18 protein-coding genes, 1 pseudogene and 1 riboswitch are annotated in these 18,646 nt (G+C 73.0%); of the genes and pseudogenes, 8 read left to right on the plus strand and 11 right to left on the minus strand.

The window, feature by feature from the left end; all coding sequences use genetic code 11:
- The first annotated feature begins 4 nt into the window (after positions 1–4).
- The 3 genes and pseudogenes from AB0I32_RS07425 to AB0I32_RS07435 form a co-directional block, all read left to right on the plus strand.
- Positions 5–910, plus strand: coding sequence for a carbohydrate ABC transporter permease (locus AB0I32_RS07425; protein WP_357504415.1), 906 nt, complete (start codon positions 5–7; stop codon positions 908–910).
- 58 nt (positions 911–968) lie between these two features.
- Positions 969–2,303, plus strand: a complete 1,335-nt coding sequence (locus tag AB0I32_RS07430; RefSeq protein ID WP_357504417.1) for a sugar ABC transporter substrate-binding protein — start codon at positions 969–971, stop codon at positions 2,301–2,303.
- A gap of 51 nt (positions 2,304–2,354) precedes the next feature.
- Positions 2,355–4,175, plus strand: a pseudogene (locus tag AB0I32_RS07435) (alpha-galactosidase); the annotation flags it as partial.
- 342 nt (positions 4,176–4,517) lie between these two features.
- Here the strand turns inward: AB0I32_RS07435 and AB0I32_RS07440 are convergent.
- Complete coding sequence (locus AB0I32_RS07440; RefSeq protein WP_357504419.1) at positions 4,518–5,732, minus strand: MFS transporter; 1,215 nt, start codon at positions 5,730–5,732, stop codon at positions 4,518–4,520.
- A 91-nt stretch (positions 5,733–5,823) separates the two neighbouring features.
- On the opposite strand from AB0I32_RS07440, the gene AB0I32_RS07445 reads away from it, so the two are divergent.
- On the plus strand, positions 5,824–6,981 hold the full coding sequence (locus tag AB0I32_RS07445; RefSeq protein WP_357504421.1) for an NAD(P)-binding domain-containing protein: 1,158 nt from the start codon (positions 5,824–5,826) through the stop codon (positions 6,979–6,981).
- Here the strand turns inward: AB0I32_RS07445 and AB0I32_RS07450 are convergent.
- Complete coding sequence (locus AB0I32_RS07450; RefSeq protein WP_357504423.1) at positions 6,915–7,565, minus strand: DUF1345 domain-containing protein; 651 nt, start codon at positions 7,563–7,565, stop codon at positions 6,915–6,917. The two genes, AB0I32_RS07445 and AB0I32_RS07450, sit on opposite strands and share 67 nt — an antisense overlap.
- A 78-nt stretch (positions 7,566–7,643) precedes the next feature.
- Positions 7,644–7,706: riboswitch (guanidine-III (ykkC-III) riboswitch) on the plus strand.
- 12 nt (positions 7,707–7,718) lie between these two features.
- Here AB0I32_RS07450 and AB0I32_RS07455 point away from each other — a divergent pair.
- The 4 genes from AB0I32_RS07455 to AB0I32_RS07470 are packed head-to-tail and all read left to right on the plus strand — an operon-like array spanning position 7,719 to position 10,717.
- A complete protein-coding gene (locus AB0I32_RS07455) occupies positions 7,719–8,033 on the plus strand; it encodes a multidrug efflux SMR transporter (protein ID WP_357504425.1) in 315 nt (104 codons plus the stop codon).
- A 59-nt stretch (positions 8,034–8,092) separates the two neighbouring features.
- Positions 8,093–9,028 (plus strand): alpha/beta hydrolase, encoded by a 936-nt coding sequence (locus AB0I32_RS07460; protein WP_357504427.1) that lies wholly within the window; start codon positions 8,093–8,095, stop codon positions 9,026–9,028.
- Complete coding sequence (locus AB0I32_RS07465) at positions 8,997–9,626, plus strand: maleylpyruvate isomerase family mycothiol-dependent enzyme (protein ID WP_357504429.1); 630 nt, start codon at positions 8,997–8,999, stop codon at positions 9,624–9,626. The genes AB0I32_RS07460 and AB0I32_RS07465 overlap by 32 nt, the downstream gene beginning before the upstream one ends.
- A complete protein-coding gene (locus AB0I32_RS07470) occupies positions 9,623–10,717 on the plus strand; it encodes a hypothetical protein (RefSeq protein WP_357504431.1) in 1,095 nt (364 codons plus the stop codon). The genes AB0I32_RS07465 and AB0I32_RS07470 overlap by 4 nt, the downstream gene beginning before the upstream one ends.
- Here AB0I32_RS07470 and AB0I32_RS07475 read toward each other — a convergent pair whose 3' ends face one another.
- The 9 genes from AB0I32_RS07475 to AB0I32_RS07515 form a co-directional block, all read right to left on the minus strand.
- The gene (locus AB0I32_RS07475) at positions 10,718–12,088 is read right to left on the minus strand and encodes a TIGR01777 family oxidoreductase (RefSeq protein WP_357504433.1); all 1,371 of its coding nucleotides are present in this window, start codon (positions 12,086–12,088) and stop codon (positions 10,718–10,720) included.
- Positions 12,085–12,954: a prenyltransferase gene (locus AB0I32_RS07480; protein ID WP_357504435.1), complete on the minus strand. Its 870-nt coding sequence runs from the start codon at positions 12,952–12,954 to the stop codon at positions 12,085–12,087. Before AB0I32_RS07480 ends, AB0I32_RS07475 begins: the two co-directional genes overlap by 4 nt.
- Positions 12,944–13,261 carry a lycopene cyclase domain-containing protein gene (locus AB0I32_RS07485; RefSeq protein WP_357504437.1) on the minus strand — a complete coding sequence of 106 codons (318 nt, stop codon included), beginning with the start codon at positions 13,259–13,261 and terminating at the stop codon, positions 12,944–12,946. Before AB0I32_RS07485 ends, AB0I32_RS07480 begins: the two co-directional genes overlap by 11 nt.
- Positions 13,258–13,584 (minus strand): lycopene cyclase domain-containing protein, encoded by a 327-nt coding sequence (locus AB0I32_RS07490; protein WP_357504439.1) that lies wholly within the window; start codon positions 13,582–13,584, stop codon positions 13,258–13,260. Before AB0I32_RS07490 ends, AB0I32_RS07485 begins: the two co-directional genes overlap by 4 nt.
- Positions 13,584–15,137, minus strand: a complete 1,554-nt coding sequence (gene crtI, locus AB0I32_RS07495; protein ID WP_357504441.1) for a phytoene desaturase family protein — start codon at positions 15,135–15,137, stop codon at positions 13,584–13,586. Before crtI ends, AB0I32_RS07490 begins: the two co-directional genes overlap by 1 nt.
- Positions 15,134–16,018, minus strand: coding sequence for a squalene/phytoene synthase family protein (locus tag AB0I32_RS07500; RefSeq protein WP_357504443.1), 885 nt, complete (start codon positions 16,016–16,018; stop codon positions 15,134–15,136). Before AB0I32_RS07500 ends, crtI begins: the two co-directional genes overlap by 4 nt.
- Positions 16,015–17,058 (minus strand): polyprenyl synthetase family protein, encoded by a 1,044-nt coding sequence (locus tag AB0I32_RS07505; RefSeq protein ID WP_357504445.1) that lies wholly within the window; start codon positions 17,056–17,058, stop codon positions 16,015–16,017. Before AB0I32_RS07505 ends, AB0I32_RS07500 begins: the two co-directional genes overlap by 4 nt.
- Positions 17,055–17,618: an isopentenyl-diphosphate Delta-isomerase gene (gene idi, locus AB0I32_RS07510; protein WP_357504447.1), complete on the minus strand. Its 564-nt coding sequence runs from the start codon at positions 17,616–17,618 to the stop codon at positions 17,055–17,057. Before idi ends, AB0I32_RS07505 begins: the two co-directional genes overlap by 4 nt.
- Before the next feature lie 69 nt (positions 17,619–17,687).
- Entirely contained in the window at positions 17,688–18,578 is an 891-nt protein-coding gene (locus AB0I32_RS07515; RefSeq protein ID WP_357504449.1) for a VOC family protein, read from the minus strand.
- Positions 18,579–18,646 lie beyond the last annotated feature (68 nt).

Below are 18,646 nucleotides of genomic sequence, written 5' to 3' on the forward strand. Positions count from 1 at the left end.
CCTGATGGGAAACCGAAGCCTTGCCAAGCGGCTCGCACGGATCACCTGGGGACGGGCGCTGGCCTGGATCGTCCTGTGGTTCTTCGTCCTGGCCACCGTGCTGCCCTTCTACTGGATGCTGCGGACCGCGCTGTCCGACAACCACGCGCTCGCCGCGCAGTCCTTCTCGCCGCTGCCCGCCGACCTCACCCTGGGGCCGTTCGAGCGCGTGTTCGGGCTCGCCACCCCCGAGGAGGCGCTCGCGGAGGGCGGGTCGGGCGGGTCGCTGAGCTTCTGGCTCTACCTGCGCAACTCGCTCGTGGTCGCCACGGGCATCACGGTCTTCCAGGTCCTGTTCTCCGCGATGGCCGCCTACGCCTTCTCCCGGTTGCGGTGGCGCGGACGCGACGCGTGGTTCGCCGTGTTCCTCGGCGCCCTGCTGGTGCCGCCGATCTTCACGTCGCTGCCGAACTTCCTGACGGTCAAGTCGCTGGGCCTGCTCAACACGCTGCCAGGGATCATGCTGCCCAGCCTGTTCATGACGCCGTTCGCGATCTTCTTCATGCGCCAGTTCTTCCTCGGCATCCCCCGGGAGATCGACGAGGCGGCGATGATCGACGGCGCCAGGCCGTGGCGCATCTTCTTCCGGATCATCCTGCCGATCTCGGCGGCGCCGGTCACGACGCTCGGCATCCTCACCTTCATCAACTCCTGGAACGACTACTTCTGGCCGCTCCTGGTGGGCCAGACGGAGGAGTCCAAGGTGCTCACCGTCGCGCTGGGCGTCTTCCGGTCCCAGACGCCGCAGGGCGCGCCCGACTGGGCCGGGCTCATGGCCGCGTCGCTCGTGGCGGCCCTGCCGATCGTGATCCTCTTCGCCGTCTTCGGCCGCCGGGTCATCAACTCCATCGGGTTCTCGGGGATCAAGTAGCCCCCGGTTTCCCGCCGTCCTGCCAAGCCCTGCACCACCTGTGAAAGGAAAGTACGACATGAACAGAAGGACGCTTGCGGGTGTCAGTGCCGCTGCCCTCGCGTCGCTCTCCCTGGCCGCCTGCTCGAGCGGCGCGGACGCCGCCGAGGCCGCCGGCCAGATCGACTACTGGCTGTGGGACGCCAACCAGCAGCCCGTGTACCAGCAGTGCGCCGACGCCTTCCACGAGGCCAACCCCGACCTCACGGTGAAGATCACGCAGCGCGGCTGGGACGACTACTGGTCCGCGCTGACCACCGCCTTCTCCTCGGACACCGGCCCGGACGTGTTCACCGACCACGTGTCCAAGTACCCCGAGCTCGTCGCCAACGGGCAGCTGCTGCCGCTCGACGAGCACGTGCAGGACGTCGACCTCGACCAGTACTCCGAGGGCCTGGCCGACCTGTGGGTGGCGCAGGACGGCAAGCGGTACGGCCTGCCGAAGGACTGGGACACCGTCGCGATCTTCTACAACCAGCAGATGGTCGAGGACGCCGGGCTGAGCGAGAAGGACATGCAGGAGCTCGACTGGAACCCGGACGACGGCGGCAGCTACGAGGAGGCCATCGCGCGCCTCACCGTCGACGCCAACGGCGTGCGCGGCGACGAGCCGGGCTTCGACAAGGAGGACGTCGCGGTCTACGGGCTCGGCATCCCCGGCGCGGGGTACGAGAACGGCCAGACCGAGTGGAGCATGTACACGGCCACGACCGGCTGGACCCACACGGACAAGAACCCGTGGGGCACGCACTACAACTACGACGACCCGCGCTTCCAGGACACCATCGCCTGGTGGCACTCTCTCGTGGAGAAGGGCTACATGCCGCCGCTGGAGACCACCATCGGTGCCTCGGTGAACGACAACTTCGGCGCCGGCAAGTCCGCCATCAACATCAACGGCGACTGGATGCTCTCCACCTACTTCGGCTACGACGGGGTCGACGTCGGCCTGGCACCCACGCCCACCGGGCCGAGCGGGCAGCGCGCGAGCATGTTCAACGGCCTGGCCGACTCGGTCTGGGCGGGCACCGACAACCCCGAGGGCGCCGCGAAGTGGGTGGCGTTCCTCGGCTCGACCGAGTGCCAGGACCTCGTCGGTGCGGCGGGTGTCGTCTTCCCGTCCATCACGAGCTCGGCCGAGATCGCCACGGAGGCCTTCGCCGAGAAGGGGATCGACGTCACGCCGTTCACCACGCACGTCGAGGACGGCACGACGTTCCTGTTCCCGGTGACGGAGCACGCCTCCGACATCCACGCGATCATGACCGCCGCGATGGACGACGTGCTGGGCGGCAAGGCCGACGTCAGCTCGCTGACCGAGGCGAACGAGCAGGTCAACGCCCTGTTCGAGTAGTACGGCTCGAGTGGTGCGACACACGCTGGACGACGAGGGGACGGGGACGGCATGGAGCTGAGCACGGGTGCCATCGCGGAACACCTGCGCCGCGGGGGCACGAGTGTGGTGCTGCGGCTGGAGGACACGGAGCTGCCGTGCCTCCTGTACTGGGGCACCGACCTGGGGGACGCGGAGACCGAACCGATCCTGGAGGCGACCGCACGGCCGGTCGGCGACAGCGTGGTCTACGCCAACCCGGTGGTGGCTCTGCTGCCCCGGCACTCCTCCGGCTGGCTCGGCCGGCCGGGACTGGTCGGCTCGCGGGCCGGCCGGTCCTGGTCGGTGTCGTTCGACGCCGTCACGCACGAGGTCGCCGAGGCGGGCACGCCCCGGTGGCCCGACGGCGCCCCTGGCGCCGTTCGCGTGCGCAGCACCGGGACCGACGCCGTGAACGGGCTGGTGGTCACCACCGAGCTGGAGCTGCACGCCTCGGGGCTGCTACGCCTGCGGGCCGGGGTCCGCAACACCGGTCCCGACGGGTACGAGGTGGTCTCCCTGCTGCCGGCGCTGCCGGTGGGTGAGCAGGCGAACGAGCTGCTCGACATGACCGGGCGGCACAGCCGCGAGCGCACACCCCAGCGCAGGCCGTTCGACCAGGGCTCCTGGGTGCGGGAGGCGTGGGGCGGCCGGCCGGGGCACGACAGCGCCACGGTGCTGTGTGCGGGCGAGGCCGGGTTCGGGTTCCGGCGCGGCCGCGTCTGGGGCGTCCACCTCGCGTGGTCGGGCAACCAGGTGCTCACGGCGGAGCGCTCGCCGTCGGGCTGGCGCCTGCTGCGCGGCGGCGAGCTCCTGCTCCCGGGCGAGCGCGTGCTCGCGCACGACGAGGAGTACTGGTCGCCCTGGCTGGTCGCGTCGTGGGGCGAGGGCCTGGACGAGCTGTCCTCGCGCGTGCACCGGTTCCTGCGGGCCCGCCCCCAGCACCCGCGCTCCTCGCGTCCGGTGCTGCTCAACGTGTGGGAGGCGGTCTACTTCGACCACGACCTGCCGCACCTGCTCGACCTGGCGGAGCGGGCGGCCGCCGTCGGCGTGGAGCGCTACGTGCTCGACGACGGGTGGTTCCGCGGGCGCCGCGACGACACGGCGGGCCTGGGCGACTGGTACGTGGACGACGGCGTCTGGCCCGACGGCCTGGCTCCGCTGACCGACCGGGTGCACGAGCTGGGCATGCAGTTCGGGCTCTGGTTCGAGCCCGAGATGGTCAGCCTCGACTCCGACCTCGCGCGCGAGCACCCGGAGTGGCTCTTCGGCACCGGGCGCGGGCCCGGCGTGCCCTCGCGGCAGCAGCACGTGCTCGACCTGGGGCATCCCGAGGCATTCGACCACGTGCTGGAGCGGATGTCGGAGCTGGTGGCGGGGTACGGCATCGACTTCATCAAGTGGGACCACAACCGGCCGCTGGTGGACGCCGGGCACCAGCCGACCGGGGTGCCGGGCGTGCACGTGCAGACGCTCGCCACCTACCGGCTGATGGACGCGCTCAAGAGCCGGTTCCCCGGCCTGGAGATCGAGTCGTGCTGCGGAGGGGGCGGGCGGATCGACCTCGGCGTGATGGAACGCTGTGACCGGGTCTGGGTCTCCGACAACATCGACGCCCACGAGCGCCAGCGCATGCAGCGCTGGACCTCCCTGCTGCTGCCGCCGGAGATGCTCGGCACGCACGTCGGCTCCGCCCGGGACCACACCACCGGGCGGTCCCTCGACCTGGACTTCCGGGCCGGCACCGCGGTGTGGGGGCACCTCGGCATCGAGTGGGACCTGTCCGCGGTGAGCGACGCCGACCTGGACGAGCTCGGCGAGTGGGTGGCGGTGCACAAGTCGCTGCGCGACCTGCTGCACACGGGCGACGTCGTGCGCGCCGACCCCACCGACCCGGCCGTCTGGGTCGAGGGCGTGGTCGCCGCCGACCGGTCCGCCGCCGCCTACCGGGTCGCCATGGTCGAGCACCCGCTCACGGACCCACCGGGCCGGATCGCGCTGCCCGGCCTGGACCCCGACCGCACCTACCGGGTGGAGCTGGTCGCGCCGTCCGACGGTGCCGTGAGTCCCACCGACGCGCCCGCCTGGGTCAAGGGCATCGAGCTCGGCGGCCGGGTCCTCGAGGAGATCGGCCTGGTCTGCCCCCGGCTGGCGGTCGACACGCTCGTGCTGCTGCGTGTGACGGAGGTCCGGCGCTCAGCTGGCCGGGGTGGCGCGCTGGTTCTGCAGGACGCCGGCCAGGAGGACCACCAGCAGCCCGGCTACCGGCACCACGAGCAGGCCGTAGCGCAGGCCCACGGCGTCGGCCACCATGCCGACCAGCGGCGGGGAGGCGAGGAAGCCCAGCCGCATCAGCCACGACACGACGGTCAGACCCGTGCCGGCACGTAGGCCGGGCAGCTCGTCCGCCTCGTGCATGGCGGCGGGCACCAGCGTGGCGCTGCCGAGCCCGACCGCGGCGAAGCCGAGGATCGTGCCCGGCACGCTCGGGTAGGCAAGGGCCAGCCCCATACCGAGCGCGATGATCACGCCGCCGCCCCGGGCGACCGTCCGCTGCCCGAACCGGTCGACCAGGCGGTCGCCGAGCACGCGTCCGACGAACTGGGTACCCACCAGCGCGACGAAGCCCGTGGCAGCCAGGGCGGCGGGGGCGCCGAGCGAGCCCGACAGGTACAGCGTGGCCCACGAGCTGCCGGCGTCCTCCGCGAGGGTGCCGCCGATGGCGACGAGGACCAGCGCCGTGATGACGAGCACGGTGCGCGGGCTGATCGCGGCGCCCCGCAGCCGGCCGTCCGACGTCGAGCTCGTCGCGTCGTCGTCGTCGCCGTCCTTGCCGGGGAGCCGGAACCGCAGCGCCACGAGCGCGACCGTGGCGAAGATCGCCGTGGAGATGCTCAGGTGCACACCGAGCGGCAGGCCGACCGCGATCGCCGCGGCGCCCATGGACCCGCCCAGCACGGCGCCGATGGACCACACCGCGTGGAACCCGTTGATGATCGACCGCCCGTAGCGCCGCTGCACGCGCAGGCCGTGGGCGTTCTGCGCGACGTCGGTGACGGCGTCCATGGCCCCACCCAGGAGCAGTGCGACGACCAGCAGCCCGAACGACGGCGCGATGCCGGCGGCCAGCACGCCCAGACCCGTGAGGATGGTCCCCGCCGCGGCCGCCTGCGCGGACCCGAACCTCCGGACCAGGAAGCCGGCGCCCAGCCCCGCGACGATCGCCCCGGCTGGGAACGCCGCGACGGCGAGGCCGTAGACGGTGTTGTCCAGCTCGAGGGCGGCCTTGATCTCCGGGTAGCGCGGGACCAGGTTCGCGAACAGGGCACCGTTGGTCAGGAACAGGGCGGCGACGGCGGCGCGGGCGCGCCGGTCGGCGGGCTGCGGGCCGGAGCCCGTGGGGAACGACATGCGCACGAGCGTACGCAGGCTGCGCCTCCGCGGAAAAATCGATTCGATCGACCCGGGAAACATCTGGGCCGTCATGGGTGTTGTCCCGGGCGTGAGCAAGGAACTGCACCGCGCGACGGTGGCGGTGATCGGCGGCGGGCAGGCCGGTCTCTCGGCGGCGTACCACCTGCGGCACCGGGGTTTCGTGAGCGCCGTCGAGCAGCCGGACGCCGGACGCACCTTCGTGGTGCTGGACGCCAACCCCGCGCCGGGCGGCGCCTGGCAGCACCGCTGGGAGTCCTTGCGGATGGCGACGGTCAACGGCATCTTCGACCTGCCGGGCCTGGCCCAGCCCGCCGTCGACACGACCGAGGCGAGCCGCGCCGCCGTCCCGCGGTACTTCGCCAGCTACGAGCAGGCGTTCGCGCTCCCCATCCTGCGCCCGGTCCACGTGGTGGCGGTGCGCCGCGCCGACGACGACCCGGACGGCGACCTCGTCGTGACGAGCGACAGGGGCTCCTGGACCACGCGCGCAGTCATCAACGCGACGGGGACCTGGACCAACCCCGTGCTGCCGCGCTACCCGGGGCAGGAGACGTTCGTGGGCCGCCAGCTCCACACCCGCGACTACGTCCGGGCCGAGGACTTCGCCGGGCAGCGCGTGGCGGTGGTCGGCGGCGGCATCTCCGCGCTCCAGCTCCTGGAGGAGATCTCCCACGTCGCGACCACCCGCTGGTACACCCGCAGGGAGCCCGTCTTCCTCGACCGCGAGTTCGAGCCCGAGACCGTGGGCCGCGAGACCATCGCCAAGGTCATGGCCGACGTCGCCGCGGGCCGGCCGACGGGGAGCGTCGTCTCGTACACGGGGCTGGGCTGGACGTCGTACGCGCTCGCGGCGAAGGCCCGCGGTGTCCTGGAGCGCCGGCCGATGTTCAAGGCGATAGAGCCCATGGGCGTACGCGAGGCGGACAACACCTTCACCCCGGTGGACACCATCCTGTGGGCCACCGGGTTCAAGGCCGACCTGGCGCACCTCGACCCGCTGCGCCTGCGCAACGAGCTGGGCGGCATCGCGCTGACCGGCACCCAGGTGGCCGCCGAGCCGCGGCTGCACCTCATCGGCTTCGGTCCGTCGCAGTCGACGGTCGGGGCGAACCGCGCGGGCCGCGAGGCGGCAGCGGCGGTGGTGCGGCTGCTCCGGGCTCAGGTACCGGCCAGCCCCGCGACCAGGTTGATGAGCAGCGCGACGACCACCGTGCCGAACAGGTAGGCCAGCAGGGCGTGCACCTGGGCGACCCGGCGCATGGCCGAGGAGGCGAGGTCCGTGTCCGAGACGGCGAAGCTCATGCCCACCGTGATCGCCAGGTAGGTGAAGTCGGTGTACCGGGGCGGCTCCGACTGGTGGAAGTCGATCCCGCCGACCGGGGCGGTGTAGTAGGCGCGGGCGTAGCGGAGCGCGAACACCGTGTGCACGCAGGCCCAGGAGACCACCACCGCGGCGAGCACCGTGGCCATCGTGATGTCGCCGCTGCCCAGCACGCCGCCCACGAGCGTCACCGCGACGCCTGCCAGGCTGGCCACCGCCGCGAGCAGCACGATCAGGTGCGCGACGCTCCGCGCGGGCTCCTCGCGTACCGCGTGCTCGCTGGTCGCCTCGGGGTCCATCGGGACGATCACCAGCGCGGTCCAGGTCACGAACACCAGCCCGGCCCCGGCCCATCCGCCCAGCAGCGCCGCCGCCACGGAGTCCGGGGACAGCAGCCGGCCCACCAGTGCGGCGACCAGCAGGGCCGTGCCGAGCCGTACCCAGTTCGGGCCGTCCAGCGCCCGGCTCACCCACCGCATCCGCGTCATGCGCACAGTCAACCAGCGGGTGGCCCACGCCACCGTGCGACCACCTGCCGCGGCGACCGGGCGTGTGCGAGGATCGGAGCAGGACCCGGAGGGTCCCCGGACGAGGGTTGCCGTACCCGGTGTGCGAAAAGACGGCAACTGAGGAGCACACCCATGTCGTGGATCGTCCTTGTCGTCTCCGGTCTTCTCGAGGCCGTCTGGGCCACCGCCCTCAGTCGTTCCGACGGGTTCCACAACGTCGGGCCGAGCATCGTCTTCGGGGTGGCCCTCGCCGCCAGCATGGGCGGCCTCGCGTTCGCCCTGCGTGACCTGCCCGTCGGGACCGCCTACGCGGTCTGGGTGGGCATCGGGGCCGCGACCACCGTCGTCTGGGCCATGGCCACCGGCGCCGAACCCGTCTCCGTCGTCCGTATCCTGCTGATCCTCGGCCTGATCGGCTGCGTCATCGGGCTCAAGCTGACGCACTGAGCGCACGTCGGCGCAGCGAGACCGGGCGAGTGAGTCGATCCCGGACGACAATCTTTCGGGTGACCGATACAGACACCTGGTCGCCGACCACGTACGTGCGCAGCGGCGACGTCGAGCTCGCCTACGACTGCTTCGGGGAGCGCGGAGGCGTCCCGCTCCTGCTCATGATGGGCCTCGCGATCTCCCGCTTCTGGTGGCCGGACGGCTTCTGCCGGGCGCTGGCGGACGAGGGGTTCGACGTCGTCCGCTACGACCAGCGCGACACCGGCGCGTCCACCAGGTTCAGCGAGACCGTGCGGCACGGGCACTGGCGCATGCTGCGCACCGGATCGGGCTACACGGCAGAGGACCTGGCGGACGACGCCGTAGCGGTGCTCGACGCCGTTGGCTGGGACCGCGCGGTGGTGTTCGGGCACTCGCTGGGCGGGGTCGTCGCGCAACGGGTGGCGCTGCGCCATCCGGACCGGGTGCTCGCGCTGGTCTCGTGCGACGCCCCGCCGAGCGACGCCGTCGGGTACCGCGCACTGCGTTACCTGCGGTTCGGGCTGGTCGCGCGCAACGTGACGAAGCGCCATCCGGCGGGCCACGCGGGCGACGTCGCCGCGTCACTGGCCATCGCGAAGGGAATGGCGTCTCCGGCCAACCCGTGCGACGAGGTCGCGGCCCTGGAACGGATCGAGCGCGGGCTGGAGGCCGGGCCGAGGGACATGGCCGGGATCGGCCGCCAGCTGCACGCGCGCTGGCGGGGCGCACGGCTGCGCGAGATCCAGGCGCCCACCCTCGTGCTGCAGGGAGCCGACGACCCGCTCATCCGGATGTCGGCGGCCCGCACCGTGGCGCGGGAGATCCGCGGCGCGAAGCTGGTGGTCCTCGACGGCATCGGCCACGACCTGCCGCCGGTGGCCTGGCCGACGATCGCGCAACAGACCCGGCAACTGGTCGACACGTCGGTAAGGTCGCACCGTGACCAGCCTGTCAGAGATCCAGGACCGTGAGCGTTCGGCACTCGTCGACGATCTACGCACGTTGACGTTCGAGCAGTGGCGCTCGCCCACCCTGTGCGACACGTGGGACGTGGAGGACGTCGTCGCGCACCTCGGAGCCGCGTCGATGCTCTCGACGTGGGGATGGATCCGCAGCATCGTGGGTGCGCGGTTCGACTCCGACGTGCACAACCGGCGGCGCCTCGAGGAGTTCCGCGGCGCGACGCCGGCGGCGACCCTCGAACGCTTCGCGGAGACCGGGCCGATCGGGCTGCCCAGCAGGGAGAGCCCGGCGGGACTGGGCGAGCTCGTCGTCCACGCAGAGGACATCCGCCGGCCGCTGGGGATCCGGCACGAGCCGGACGCCGAAGGGCTCCTCGCGGTCGCCCGGTTCTTCGCCGCCAAGGACTTCGCGGTCAACAGCCGGTCGCTGGTCAAGGGCCTGCGCCTCATGGCGACCGACGCCGACTTCCGGTCGGGTTCCGGTCCGGAGGTCGGCGGGCCGCTGCTCTCCCTCGTCCTGGCGATGGCCGGCCGGCCAGCGGTGCTCGACGACCTGAGCGGCGACGGCGTGCCGGAGCTGTCCCGGCGAACCGCTGGTGTCCGGTGATCACGCCGGAGGCGCTGCTGAACGGATGGCGCGGGCGCCGGTTCCTGCTGGAGCTCGCGCTGGGCGCCGAGGCGTTCCACGCGGACCGCGACGGGACGGAGGCACCGCTCGCGCTGGCGGTGATGTCGGCGGCCCACGCCCTTGACCCCAACCCCGGCCAGCTGCACGTGTCGTTCTCCGGCCCCGGCCCGCACGAGATGCCGCCCGCCGCTACTCCCGAGTCCGTGGTGTCCCTGCTGGAGACGGTCCGCCTCGCCGAGGTCGACCACGGCATGGCACTCCGCGTGTTTGCCGACGCGGTGGCCAACGCCCGCTACTGGCAGGAGCCCGACGGCAGCGACGTCCTCGCCGCCACGCCCGTCGTGCGTGCCGCCCTGGGCCGCGTCGCCCGGCACGTCGCCGGTTCGGTGACCGGCATCGAGTGGTGGAGCGCGCCCCTCGACCCCGCCGACCAGCACGCCGTCACCTGGGAGGGCGGCCAGGCGGCGCAGACGCCGCGCGCGGCGGACCGGCTGGCCCGGTGGCGCTCCGACACCACGGTCCAGGAGGCCCGGGCCCGGGCGGAGAGGCTTGCCCGCCCGGAGGCGTCCTGGAGCGGCGAGTGGTGGTCGACCCCGCCGTCCGACCTCGTCCACACCACCAGGAGCCTCGGCGAATTCGGCCCCGTCGGCGTCTGGCTGGTCGAGGACGACATGGGCTGGGAGCGCGCCGTCACGCACCGGGTAGCGACGCCGGCCGGCGCTCGCGTCTACGAGATCGACGGCCCTGACGCATGGACGGCGCTCTGCCGCACGTACCCGCTCGAGGTGACCGAGCAGAAGCGGCACGACTGGTACCGCACCACGGGCCGGGACGGACGCTGGCAGCTGCCCGACTGGACCGCGGTCGCCGTCGACCACGACGCCGTCCACCTCACCGCCGCCGCGTACCTCACGGCGGCTGGGACCGCCGTCCCCGTCGACGACGGCGTCGCGAGCGTCATCGCCGGATGGAACCCCGACGAGACCTACTGGCTCTCCGACGACGCCCGGCCGCAGGAGGACGGCGCGGTGTGGGTATGCGACGACCAGGGCTGGGTGCCCGGGTCCTGATCAGCCCGAGCGGCCGTCCCGGCCGAGCAGCTTGTCCCGGCCGAGCAGATGGCGGAGCGCCGGTTCGAGGGTCGGGTGCCGGAACCTGTGGCCCCGCCCCAGCAGGGCCGCCGGGTACAGCCGCTGGCTGGCCTCGGCGAGCTCTGTCGCGCCCTCCGCACCGAGCAGCAGCCGCGGACCGAAGCCGGGCACGGGCAGGAGGGCGGGCCGGTGCAGCACCCTGGCCAGGGTCTTCGCGTAGGCGGCGTTGCGCACCGGCTCGGGTGCGACGGCGTTGACCGGGCCCGACAGCCCGGCGTCGTAGAGCGCGCGGTGGTAGACGTCCACCAGGTCGTCGATGCCTATCCAGGACTGCCACATCCCGCCGTCGCCGAGCCTGCCGCCCAGCCCCGCCGCGAACAGCGGGTAGAACAGGCGCAGCGTCCCGCCGCGCGGAGACTGCACCAGGCCGGTGCGGACGTTGACCACCCGCAGCCCTGCCTCGGCGGCGCCGGCGGTCGCCTGCTCCCAGTCGGCGACGAGGTCGGCGAGGAAGCCGTCGCCTCGCGCGGCGGACTCGTCGAGCATCTCGTCCCCGCGGTCCGGGCCGTAGTAGCCGATCGCCGAGGCCGAGACGAACACCCTCGGTCCGTCCGGGGTGCGTCCCGCCAGCTCGGCGAGCGCCCTGGTGGGCTCGATCCGGGAGTCGCGGACGGCGGCGCGGTGCGCGGGCGTGAACCGGCCGGCGATCGAGGCGCCCGCGAGGTGGATCACCGCGTCCACGCCGTCGAGCAGGTCGTCCGCGGGGGCGGCAGGGTCCCAGCGGCGTTCGTCGGGTCCGTACGGCCTGCCGCGGACCAGCCGGATCACGCGGTGGCCGGCGGTGGTCAGGAACGGCACCAGGGCGCTGCCGACGAACCCGCTGCTGCCGGTCACCGCGACGACCATCGGCCGGTCGCCGCTGTTCCGCGCGGTGGCCTGCGCCGCCAGGTCCATGCGGAGCTGGCGGTGCCGGTAGGCGAACATGGCGCGCAGCAGCCCGGGCGGCACGTTGGTGTGGAGCGTGTCGGTGATGCGGGTGCGCGTGCCCTCGTCGCGGAGCTCGTGCACGTGCCGCCACCGCACGCCCCAGCGCAGCGGCGCCGAGACCAGCTCGTCGACGAACCGCTCCGGCGGCTCGTAGTCCGAGTGCCTGGCCACCCAGCGCAGCCCGAGGGGGAGGCTCAGCACCGCGTCGCCGTCGGCCAGGGACGTCGCTTCCCGGACCACCCGCATCGGCACCCACGGTGGCGTGAGCCGCAGGACCGCGCCGGGTCGTTCGTGCCAGGCGAAGACCTCGGATCGCGGGTAGGCGACCACGCTCGACCAGGTCAGCGGCTTGACCGGTGTCATGGCAGCCCTCCGTTCCCTAGGACGTACAGGATCAGGATCATGGTCACGGCGGCGCCCACCGCGTAGTTGACCCAGAGGAAGTGCCGCCACCCGCCGTTCGCCCGGGCGGAGTCCTCGTCGCGCAGCCGCGCGTAGGGCAGCGCCAGGGCGAGGTACGGGAGGGCGAGGAGGCCGGCGAGTGCGCCGGGCCGGCCGGTCGTGGCGACCAGGAGGCCGGCGGCGGTCCACGCGGCCAGGGCGAGGCGCACCGTGCGGGCGGCGCCGAGGGCGGTGGCGACCGAGGAGATGCGCCCCTCACGGTCGGGCACGATGTCCTGGACCGCGCCGAAGGCGTGGCTCGCCATGCCCCACAGGAGGAAGGCGCCGAGCACCGCGTACGTCCCGGGCGTGGGGGAGGCCTGGGCCAGCGTGAGCCCGTAGACCGCCGGGCTGACGAAGTGCACGCTGGAGGTCAGCGAGTCGAGCACCGGCACCTCCTTGAAGCGGAACGGCGGCGCGGAGTAGGCGACGAGCGCGAACAGGCTGACCGCGAGCGCCACCCACGACAGCGGCGGGCCGAGCACGACCAGTGCGACGACGAACGGGACGCAGGTGACCACGGACGCGACCAGGATGGTGCGGTGCCGTGCCGGTGGGAGCAGGGCGCCCTCCACGCCGCCCTTGCGGGGGTTGGCCAGGTCGGACGCGTAGTCGAACACGTCGTTGATCCCGTAGAGCGCGAGGTTGTACGGCACGAGGAAGAACAGCGTCCCGATGACGAGCGAGGCGTCGACGTCTCCCGTGGTCAGCAGGTAGGCGGCCGCGAACGGGTAGGCGGTGTTGATCCAGCTCAGCGGCCGTGAGGCGCGCGCGAGGTCAGCGATCATCGCGGCCCTCGAACACTGACCACAGCGCAGGCAGCAGGATGACGGCGGCCAGGGGGTAGGAGAAGTCCTCGACGGGCGCCAGGCCGATCCGGGCCCCGGAGATCTGCGCGTCGGCGTAGGCGAAGAGCCCGCTCGCGATCATGACGTTGTCGAACACGGCGGTCAGGAGCAGCAGGGCGCCGGCGGCGAGCGCGAGGGCCCGCCAGCCGGCGACGGGCCGGCCGGTCCGTCGCGCCGTCCGCCGCGCGACGAGGGCGACGACCGTGGCGAGCGCGAGGAATCCGAGCGCGAGCAGGAGGTAGGTCATCGCCGGCCCTCCGCGCGGTCCAGGACGCGCTGCGCACCCAGGACGAGCACCATCGTGAGCTCGCACAGGAACAGCAGGAACACCAGCTCCTCGAGCGGCAGCTCGGGGGCGAGCATCAGCCCTGTCATGTACTGGCCGGTGCCGTGGAAGAACACGCCGAGCCCGATGCCCGCGAGGTCCCACGCGAGGAAGAACGCGGTGCCGACCGCGAGGACGGCGGCGGCCCGCCCGGGGGACCGCCAGCAGAAGAGCCGGTAGCGGGCGTCGAGGAGCAGCACCCCGGCCGCCGAGAACAGCAGCACGGCGAGGTAGGCGAGGCTCATCAGTCCTCCCGCAGCGGGCCGGCGCTGGTGTCGCCGCGAAGCCGTTTGAGCACCAGCTCCGCGCTGATGAGGCACATGGGCAGGCCGATCCCTGGGATGGTCGTCGCACCGGCGTACAGGAGGTTGTCGACGCGGGACGACACGTTCTTGCCGCGGAGCATGGCGCTCTGCCGCAGCGTGTGGCCGGGGCCGAGGGCGCCGCCGCGCCAGGCGCCGAAGTCGCGTTCGAAGTCGGCAGGCCCGATCGTGCGCCGCACCACCACACGCTCGGCGAGGTCGGGCGTGCCGGTCCACCGCGCGATCTGGGCGATCGCCTGGTCGGCCACGCGCTCCACGCCGGGGTCCCCACCACCGTCGACGCCGCCGGCGCCCATCGTGGTGTCGGCGGGCACCGGGACCAGGACGAACAGGTTCTCGTGCCCGGGCGGCGCGACGTCGTCGGTCGCGCTCGGGCGGCAGACGTAGAGCGACGCCGGTGACGGGACGGACCGGCGGTCACCGAAGATCGCGTCGAACCCCTCCTGCCAGTCCTGGGCGAACAGGAGCGAGTGGTGGGCGAGCGCCGGGAGCTCGCCGCGCACCCCGAGCAGCGCCAGCACGGCGCCGGGACCGGGGTCCCTCCGCCGCCACCAGCGGTCGCTGTGGCTGCGGTGCGCGGGGCCGAGCAGCTCGTGCTCCGTCACGCGCAGGTCGGCGGTCGACACCACGACGTCGGCCTGAAGGTGGTGCGTGCGGCCGGTGCCGTCGTTGACCTCGACGCCGCTGACGGCGCCGTCCGCCACCGTGATCCGTTGCACGCGCTGCCCGGTGAGCAGCTTGGCTCCCGCGCGCTGGGCGACACGGGCGACGGCGTCGATCACCGCGCCGAAACCGCCGCGCGGGTACAGCACGCCCTGGGTCACGTCGAGGTGGCTCATGAGGTGGTACATGCTGGGCGCGGCGCTCGGTGACGTGCCGAGGAACACCGCCGGATAGCCGAGGATGCGGCGTACCCGGTCGTCGGTCGTGTGGCGCGCGATGAAGTGGTCCAGCGGTTCTCCGAGCAGGCGCGCCAGGCGCGGCGCCCGGCGCACGAGGTCCCGGTCCAGCAGCGGCCCGAGCGAGGCGAACGTCGCGTACAGGAACCGTTCGGTGGCGATCCGGTAGGTCTCGGCCGCCGAGTCCAGGTAGGCGCCCAGCTTCGGGGCTGACGGCGGGTCGAGCGCGAGCAGCGCCTCGCGGGCGCCGTCGGCGGGCAGGTCGAACGGCTCGGGGTCGCCTTCGAAGAAGACGCGGTAGGACGGGTCGAGCCGCACCAGGTCCAGCTCGTCGCGGGCGCTGGTGCCGAGCAGCCGGAAGAAGTGGTCGAAGACCTCAGGCATCAGGTACCAGGAGGGGCCGGTGTCGAACCGGAACCCGTCGCGCTGCCACCGTCCGGCGCGGCCGCCGAGCTCCGGCCGCGCCTCCAGCAACGTCACCTCCGCGCCGTCCCGCGCGAGCAGGGCCGCGGTCGCCAGGCCCGAGATGCCGCCGCCCACGACGACGGCCCGCCGGTCCCGGAGGTCGCCGGTCATGCCCGCCCTCCCGCATGCGTGGTGGCGAGGACGGTGGCGACGATGCGCAGCTTGACGGCCGTCGGCACGGAGACCCGGTGCCCGCGCAGCTCGGCGGCGGGGATGTGCCGCAGCCGGTCGTTGAGCTCGGCGAAGAGTCCGGCGGCGAGCGCCGTCGCCCGCCGTGGTCCCGCGGGCAGCAGCGGGATGACGGCGCGGGCGGTGGCCAGGTCGGCGTCGATGTCCTTGACGATCACCGCCTTGTGCTCGTCGTCCAGGTGGTCAGGGCCCGTGCCCGGGAAGTAGGACCGGCCCAGGCGCTCCTCGTCGTCGCCGAGGTCGCGCAGGAAGTTGATCTTCTGGAACGCCGCGCCGAGTCGGCGGGCGCCCTCCTCGAGCTTGCCGCGCGTCGCGGGCAGGACGGGGTAGCCGTGCAGGAAGGCGCACAGGCACATGAGTCCGACCACCTCGGCGGAACCGTGCACGTAGTCGCGGAACTCGCCGACGCTGAGCGCGGCCATCGGGTCCAGGTCGCGGCGCATGGAGGCGAAGAAGGGACGCACGAGCGAGTCGTCGATGCCGACCGTCCGTGCGGTGTTGGCGAAGGCGTGGACCACTATGTTCGCGCTGAACCCGCTCCGCAGGGTCGCGTACGTCTCGGCCTCCAGCCCGTCGAGGGTGCTGCGGCACTCGGCGGGCGCGAGGCCCGCCTCGTGCGCCGGGCCGTCCACTATCTCGTCGGCCACCCGCACGAGCGCGTAGATGTCCTCGATCATCGCGCGGGTCGCGGGCGGCAGCAGCCGGGTGGCCAGGCTGAACGACGTCGAGTAGGCGCCGAGCACGCGGGCCGCCGCGGTGTGGGCGGTGTCGGAGTAGAGCGCGAGGGACGACGACGGGTTCATGCCGCACGCCCCGCGAGCCGGTCGGCGAGGCCGGTGAGGTCGTGCTGGAGGCCGGCGGGCAGCGCCGTCCGGCCGATGGCGGCGACGACCTCTTGTCGCCTGGCCTCGATGAGGTCCGACATCCCCGTGCGGGCGCCGCTGGTGACCAGGGCGTCCCGGAGCAGGTCCGCACCGGGCTCGTCCAGGTTCGGGTCGCCCCACAGGTACCGCACCGCGTTCCAGGCGGGGTGCTCCTCGGCGAACGCGACGAGCAGGGTCCGCTTGCGTTCGCGCAGGTCGCCGGTGGTGCTCTTGCCCGTGCGGCGGGAGTCCCCGAAGACGCCGAGCATGTCGTCCCTGAGCTGGTAGAGCACGCCGAGCGCCGTCCCGACCCGTTCGAGCTCGGCCTTGGTGCCCTCGTCCGCCCCGGCCAGCGCTGCACCCGCGCGCAGCGGCGCGGCGAACGAGTAGCCGCCGGTCTTGTTCTCCATCATCCGCAGCAGCTGCTCGGGGGAGCCGGAGGCGGTGCCCAGGCCGAACGCGACGTCGTCGTGCTCGCCCGCGGCGGCGCGGAACAGGCAGTCCTCGACGATGTCGGTCAGCTCCTCGCGCGCGGACCCGCGGACCCGCGCGACGAGGGCGTACGTGGCGCTGAGCAGCAGGTCCCCGCCGAGGATCCCCGATGCCTGCCCCCAGGCCGACGCGGATCGCTTCGGCAGTCCGCTGGTCAGCGCGTCGTCGGCGAACTCGGCGGTGACGGTGGGGCGACCGCGCCGCCTGAGGTCGCCATCGATGACGTCGTCGTGCAGCAGCAGGGCGGTGTGGAGCAGCTCGAACGCGGCGGCGGCGACCGTGGCGTCCTCCGCGTTCGTGCCGCCGAGGGCCCGGTGGGTGTCGAGCAGCAGCCGGGGACGCAGACGCTTGCCGCCCTCGCTGGAGCGCGCCAACCGCCGCCACAGGAGCGCGTAGTGCTCCGCGAGCGGGGTGGCGCGCCTGATCCGGTCCTCGAAGAACTCGGCCAGGACGGTGTCGACCGCCTCACGGGGGAGGGTCTCGGTCATCGCGGCGCTCCTTCGGTGCAGGCCGCCCCGGTGCCCGACGGCGCGTAGAGCTCCATGTCTTGTGCCTGGCCCACGAACCACGGGGAGAACGCCCAGGGTGTCGCCCGGAGGGCGTCGCCCAGCCGGACGGGGTCCACCCAGCGCAGGTCCATCACCTCGTCCGGGTTGGGCTCCGGCGCCTCGTCGGCGAACGCGACGTAGACGGGACACACCTCGTTCTCCACGACTCCCGAGGCATCGGTGGCCCGGTAGCGGAAGTCGGGCAGCACGGGCCGGAGCTCGCGCACGGCCAGCCCGAGCTCGTCGCGGGCGCGGCGGACGACGGCGTCCTCCATCGGCTCGTCCGGCTGCGGATGCCCGCAGACGGAGTTGGTCCACACCCCTGGCCAGGCGCGCTTGCCGAGCGACCGCCGGGTGACCAGCACCTGGCCCTCGGCGTTCAGCACGTGGCACGAGAACGCCAGGTGCAGCGGGGTGTCCGCGGTGTGCACGAGGTGCTTGAGCTGGGTCCCGACCGGCACGCGGTCCTCGTCCAGCAGGACGACTCTCTCTGGCAGCACGTGCCCTCCTCGGTGATTTAACTAGCCAGGCTATATTCAAGCACAGGAAGCAATAATCCTGGGGCCGGTTCAGTCCTTCCGGGCCTGTGCCTCCGCATCGAGAAACTCCTGCGGCGGGTCGAACTGGGCCAGGACGAGTTCGGAGCCGAACGGGTCCTGGATGGTCGCCGACCTCGACCACTCGGTCTCCTCCGTCTCCAGCACCGTCGCACCCGACCGTTCCGCTTGTGCCGCGGACCCGTCCCGGTCGGCGACGGCGAACGCGACGGACCACCGTGAGGGCCCCTCGGCAGGCACCACCCCGGCGACGACGTCGGCGAAGCCGGGCGGCACGTGCTCCTGGCGTTCGTGGATGCCGGGGTCGACGGTGCGGGCCAGATGGTCGCCGTAGCCGGGCACTCGCGCCATGCCAACGGCCAGGTCGTCGCTCCGCACCCACCCGAGCAGCGGTCCGTAGAACTCGAGCGCGCGGTCGACGTCCGGGGTGAGCAGGTTGCTGAAGTTCCACGTGCCCGGCGCGTTGACCACCTGGGCGCCGAGCCGGGTGCCCGCCTGCCACAGGCGGCTCGGTGCGCCCTGCGCGTCGATGATCCGGGCCATCCACCCCGCCGGCTGGTCGGGTGGTCCCACGGCCTCCGGCGCCGAGCTCACGCCGCCGCCCAGCCCGGCGACCGAGGCGGCGGCGACGGCGACGTCGTCCACTGCAAGGTAGGTGTTCCAGGCGGCCACGTCGTCGAGCTGCTTGTCCGGTGTGGCGATCGCGGCGATCGCCGTCGCATCGGTGCCGTCCCGGGACGCGACGACGTAGCGCCCCCGTGCCCCTGGCGGGAGCTTCTCCTCGAACCGCCAGCCGAACAGGTGACCGTAGAAGGCGAGCGCCGCGTCGACGTCCTGCACCTCCAGGTCGATCCAGCAGGGCACTCCGTGCGGATAGGTGTGGGCGGTGTGCGCGTCGGCCATGACGTCCTCCAGATCGGTTGCCTGTACCGATGCTGCCCCCGACCACTGACACTCGCCCCAGGGGGACC

The sequence above is a fragment of the Promicromonospora sp. NPDC050249 genome, from assembly GCF_040656015.1.
Classification (GTDB): domain Bacteria; phylum Actinomycetota; class Actinomycetes; order Actinomycetales; family Cellulomonadaceae; genus Promicromonospora.

What these genes read in the sequence shown, in the direction of transcription:
- AB0I32_RS07425 (WP_357504415.1), top strand. Translation starts at nt 5, where the DNA reads ATGGGAAACCGAAGCCTTGCCAAGCGGCTCGCACGGATCACCTGGGGA.
- AB0I32_RS07430 (WP_357504417.1), top strand. Translation starts at nt 969, where the DNA reads ATGAACAGAAGGACGCTTGCGGGTGTCAGTGCCGCTGCCCTCGCGTCG.
- AB0I32_RS07440 (WP_357504419.1), bottom strand. Translation starts at nt 5,732, where the DNA reads ATGTCGTTCCCCACGGGCTCCGGCCCGCAGCCCGCCGACCGGCGCGCC.
- AB0I32_RS07450 (WP_357504423.1), bottom strand. Translation starts at nt 7,565, where the DNA reads ATGACGCGGATGCGGTGGGTGAGCCGGGCGCTGGACGGCCCGAACTGG.
- AB0I32_RS07455 (WP_357504425.1), top strand. Translation starts at nt 7,719, where the DNA reads ATGTCGTGGATCGTCCTTGTCGTCTCCGGTCTTCTCGAGGCCGTCTGG.
- AB0I32_RS07475 (WP_357504433.1), bottom strand. Translation starts at nt 12,088, where the DNA reads ATGACACCGGTCAAGCCGCTGACCTGGTCGAGCGTGGTCGCCTACCCG.
- AB0I32_RS07480 (WP_357504435.1), bottom strand. Translation starts at nt 12,954, where the DNA reads ATGATCGCTGACCTCGCGCGCGCCTCACGGCCGCTGAGCTGGATCAAC.
- AB0I32_RS07485 (WP_357504437.1), bottom strand. Translation starts at nt 13,261, where the DNA reads ATGACCTACCTCCTGCTCGCGCTCGGATTCCTCGCGCTCGCCACGGTC.
- AB0I32_RS07490 (WP_357504439.1), bottom strand. Translation starts at nt 13,584, where the DNA reads ATGAGCCTCGCCTACCTCGCCGTGCTGCTGTTCTCGGCGGCCGGGGTG.
- crtI (WP_357504441.1), bottom strand. Translation starts at nt 15,137, where the DNA reads ATGACCGGCGACCTCCGGGACCGGCGGGCCGTCGTCGTGGGCGGCGGC.
- AB0I32_RS07500 (WP_357504443.1), bottom strand. Translation starts at nt 16,018, where the DNA reads ATGAACCCGTCGTCGTCCCTCGCGCTCTACTCCGACACCGCCCACACC.
- AB0I32_RS07505 (WP_357504445.1), bottom strand. Translation starts at nt 17,058, where the DNA reads ATGACCGAGACCCTCCCCCGTGAGGCGGTCGACACCGTCCTGGCCGAG.
- AB0I32_RS07515 (WP_357504449.1), bottom strand. Translation starts at nt 18,578, where the DNA reads ATGGCCGACGCGCACACCGCCCACACCTATCCGCACGGAGTGCCCTGC.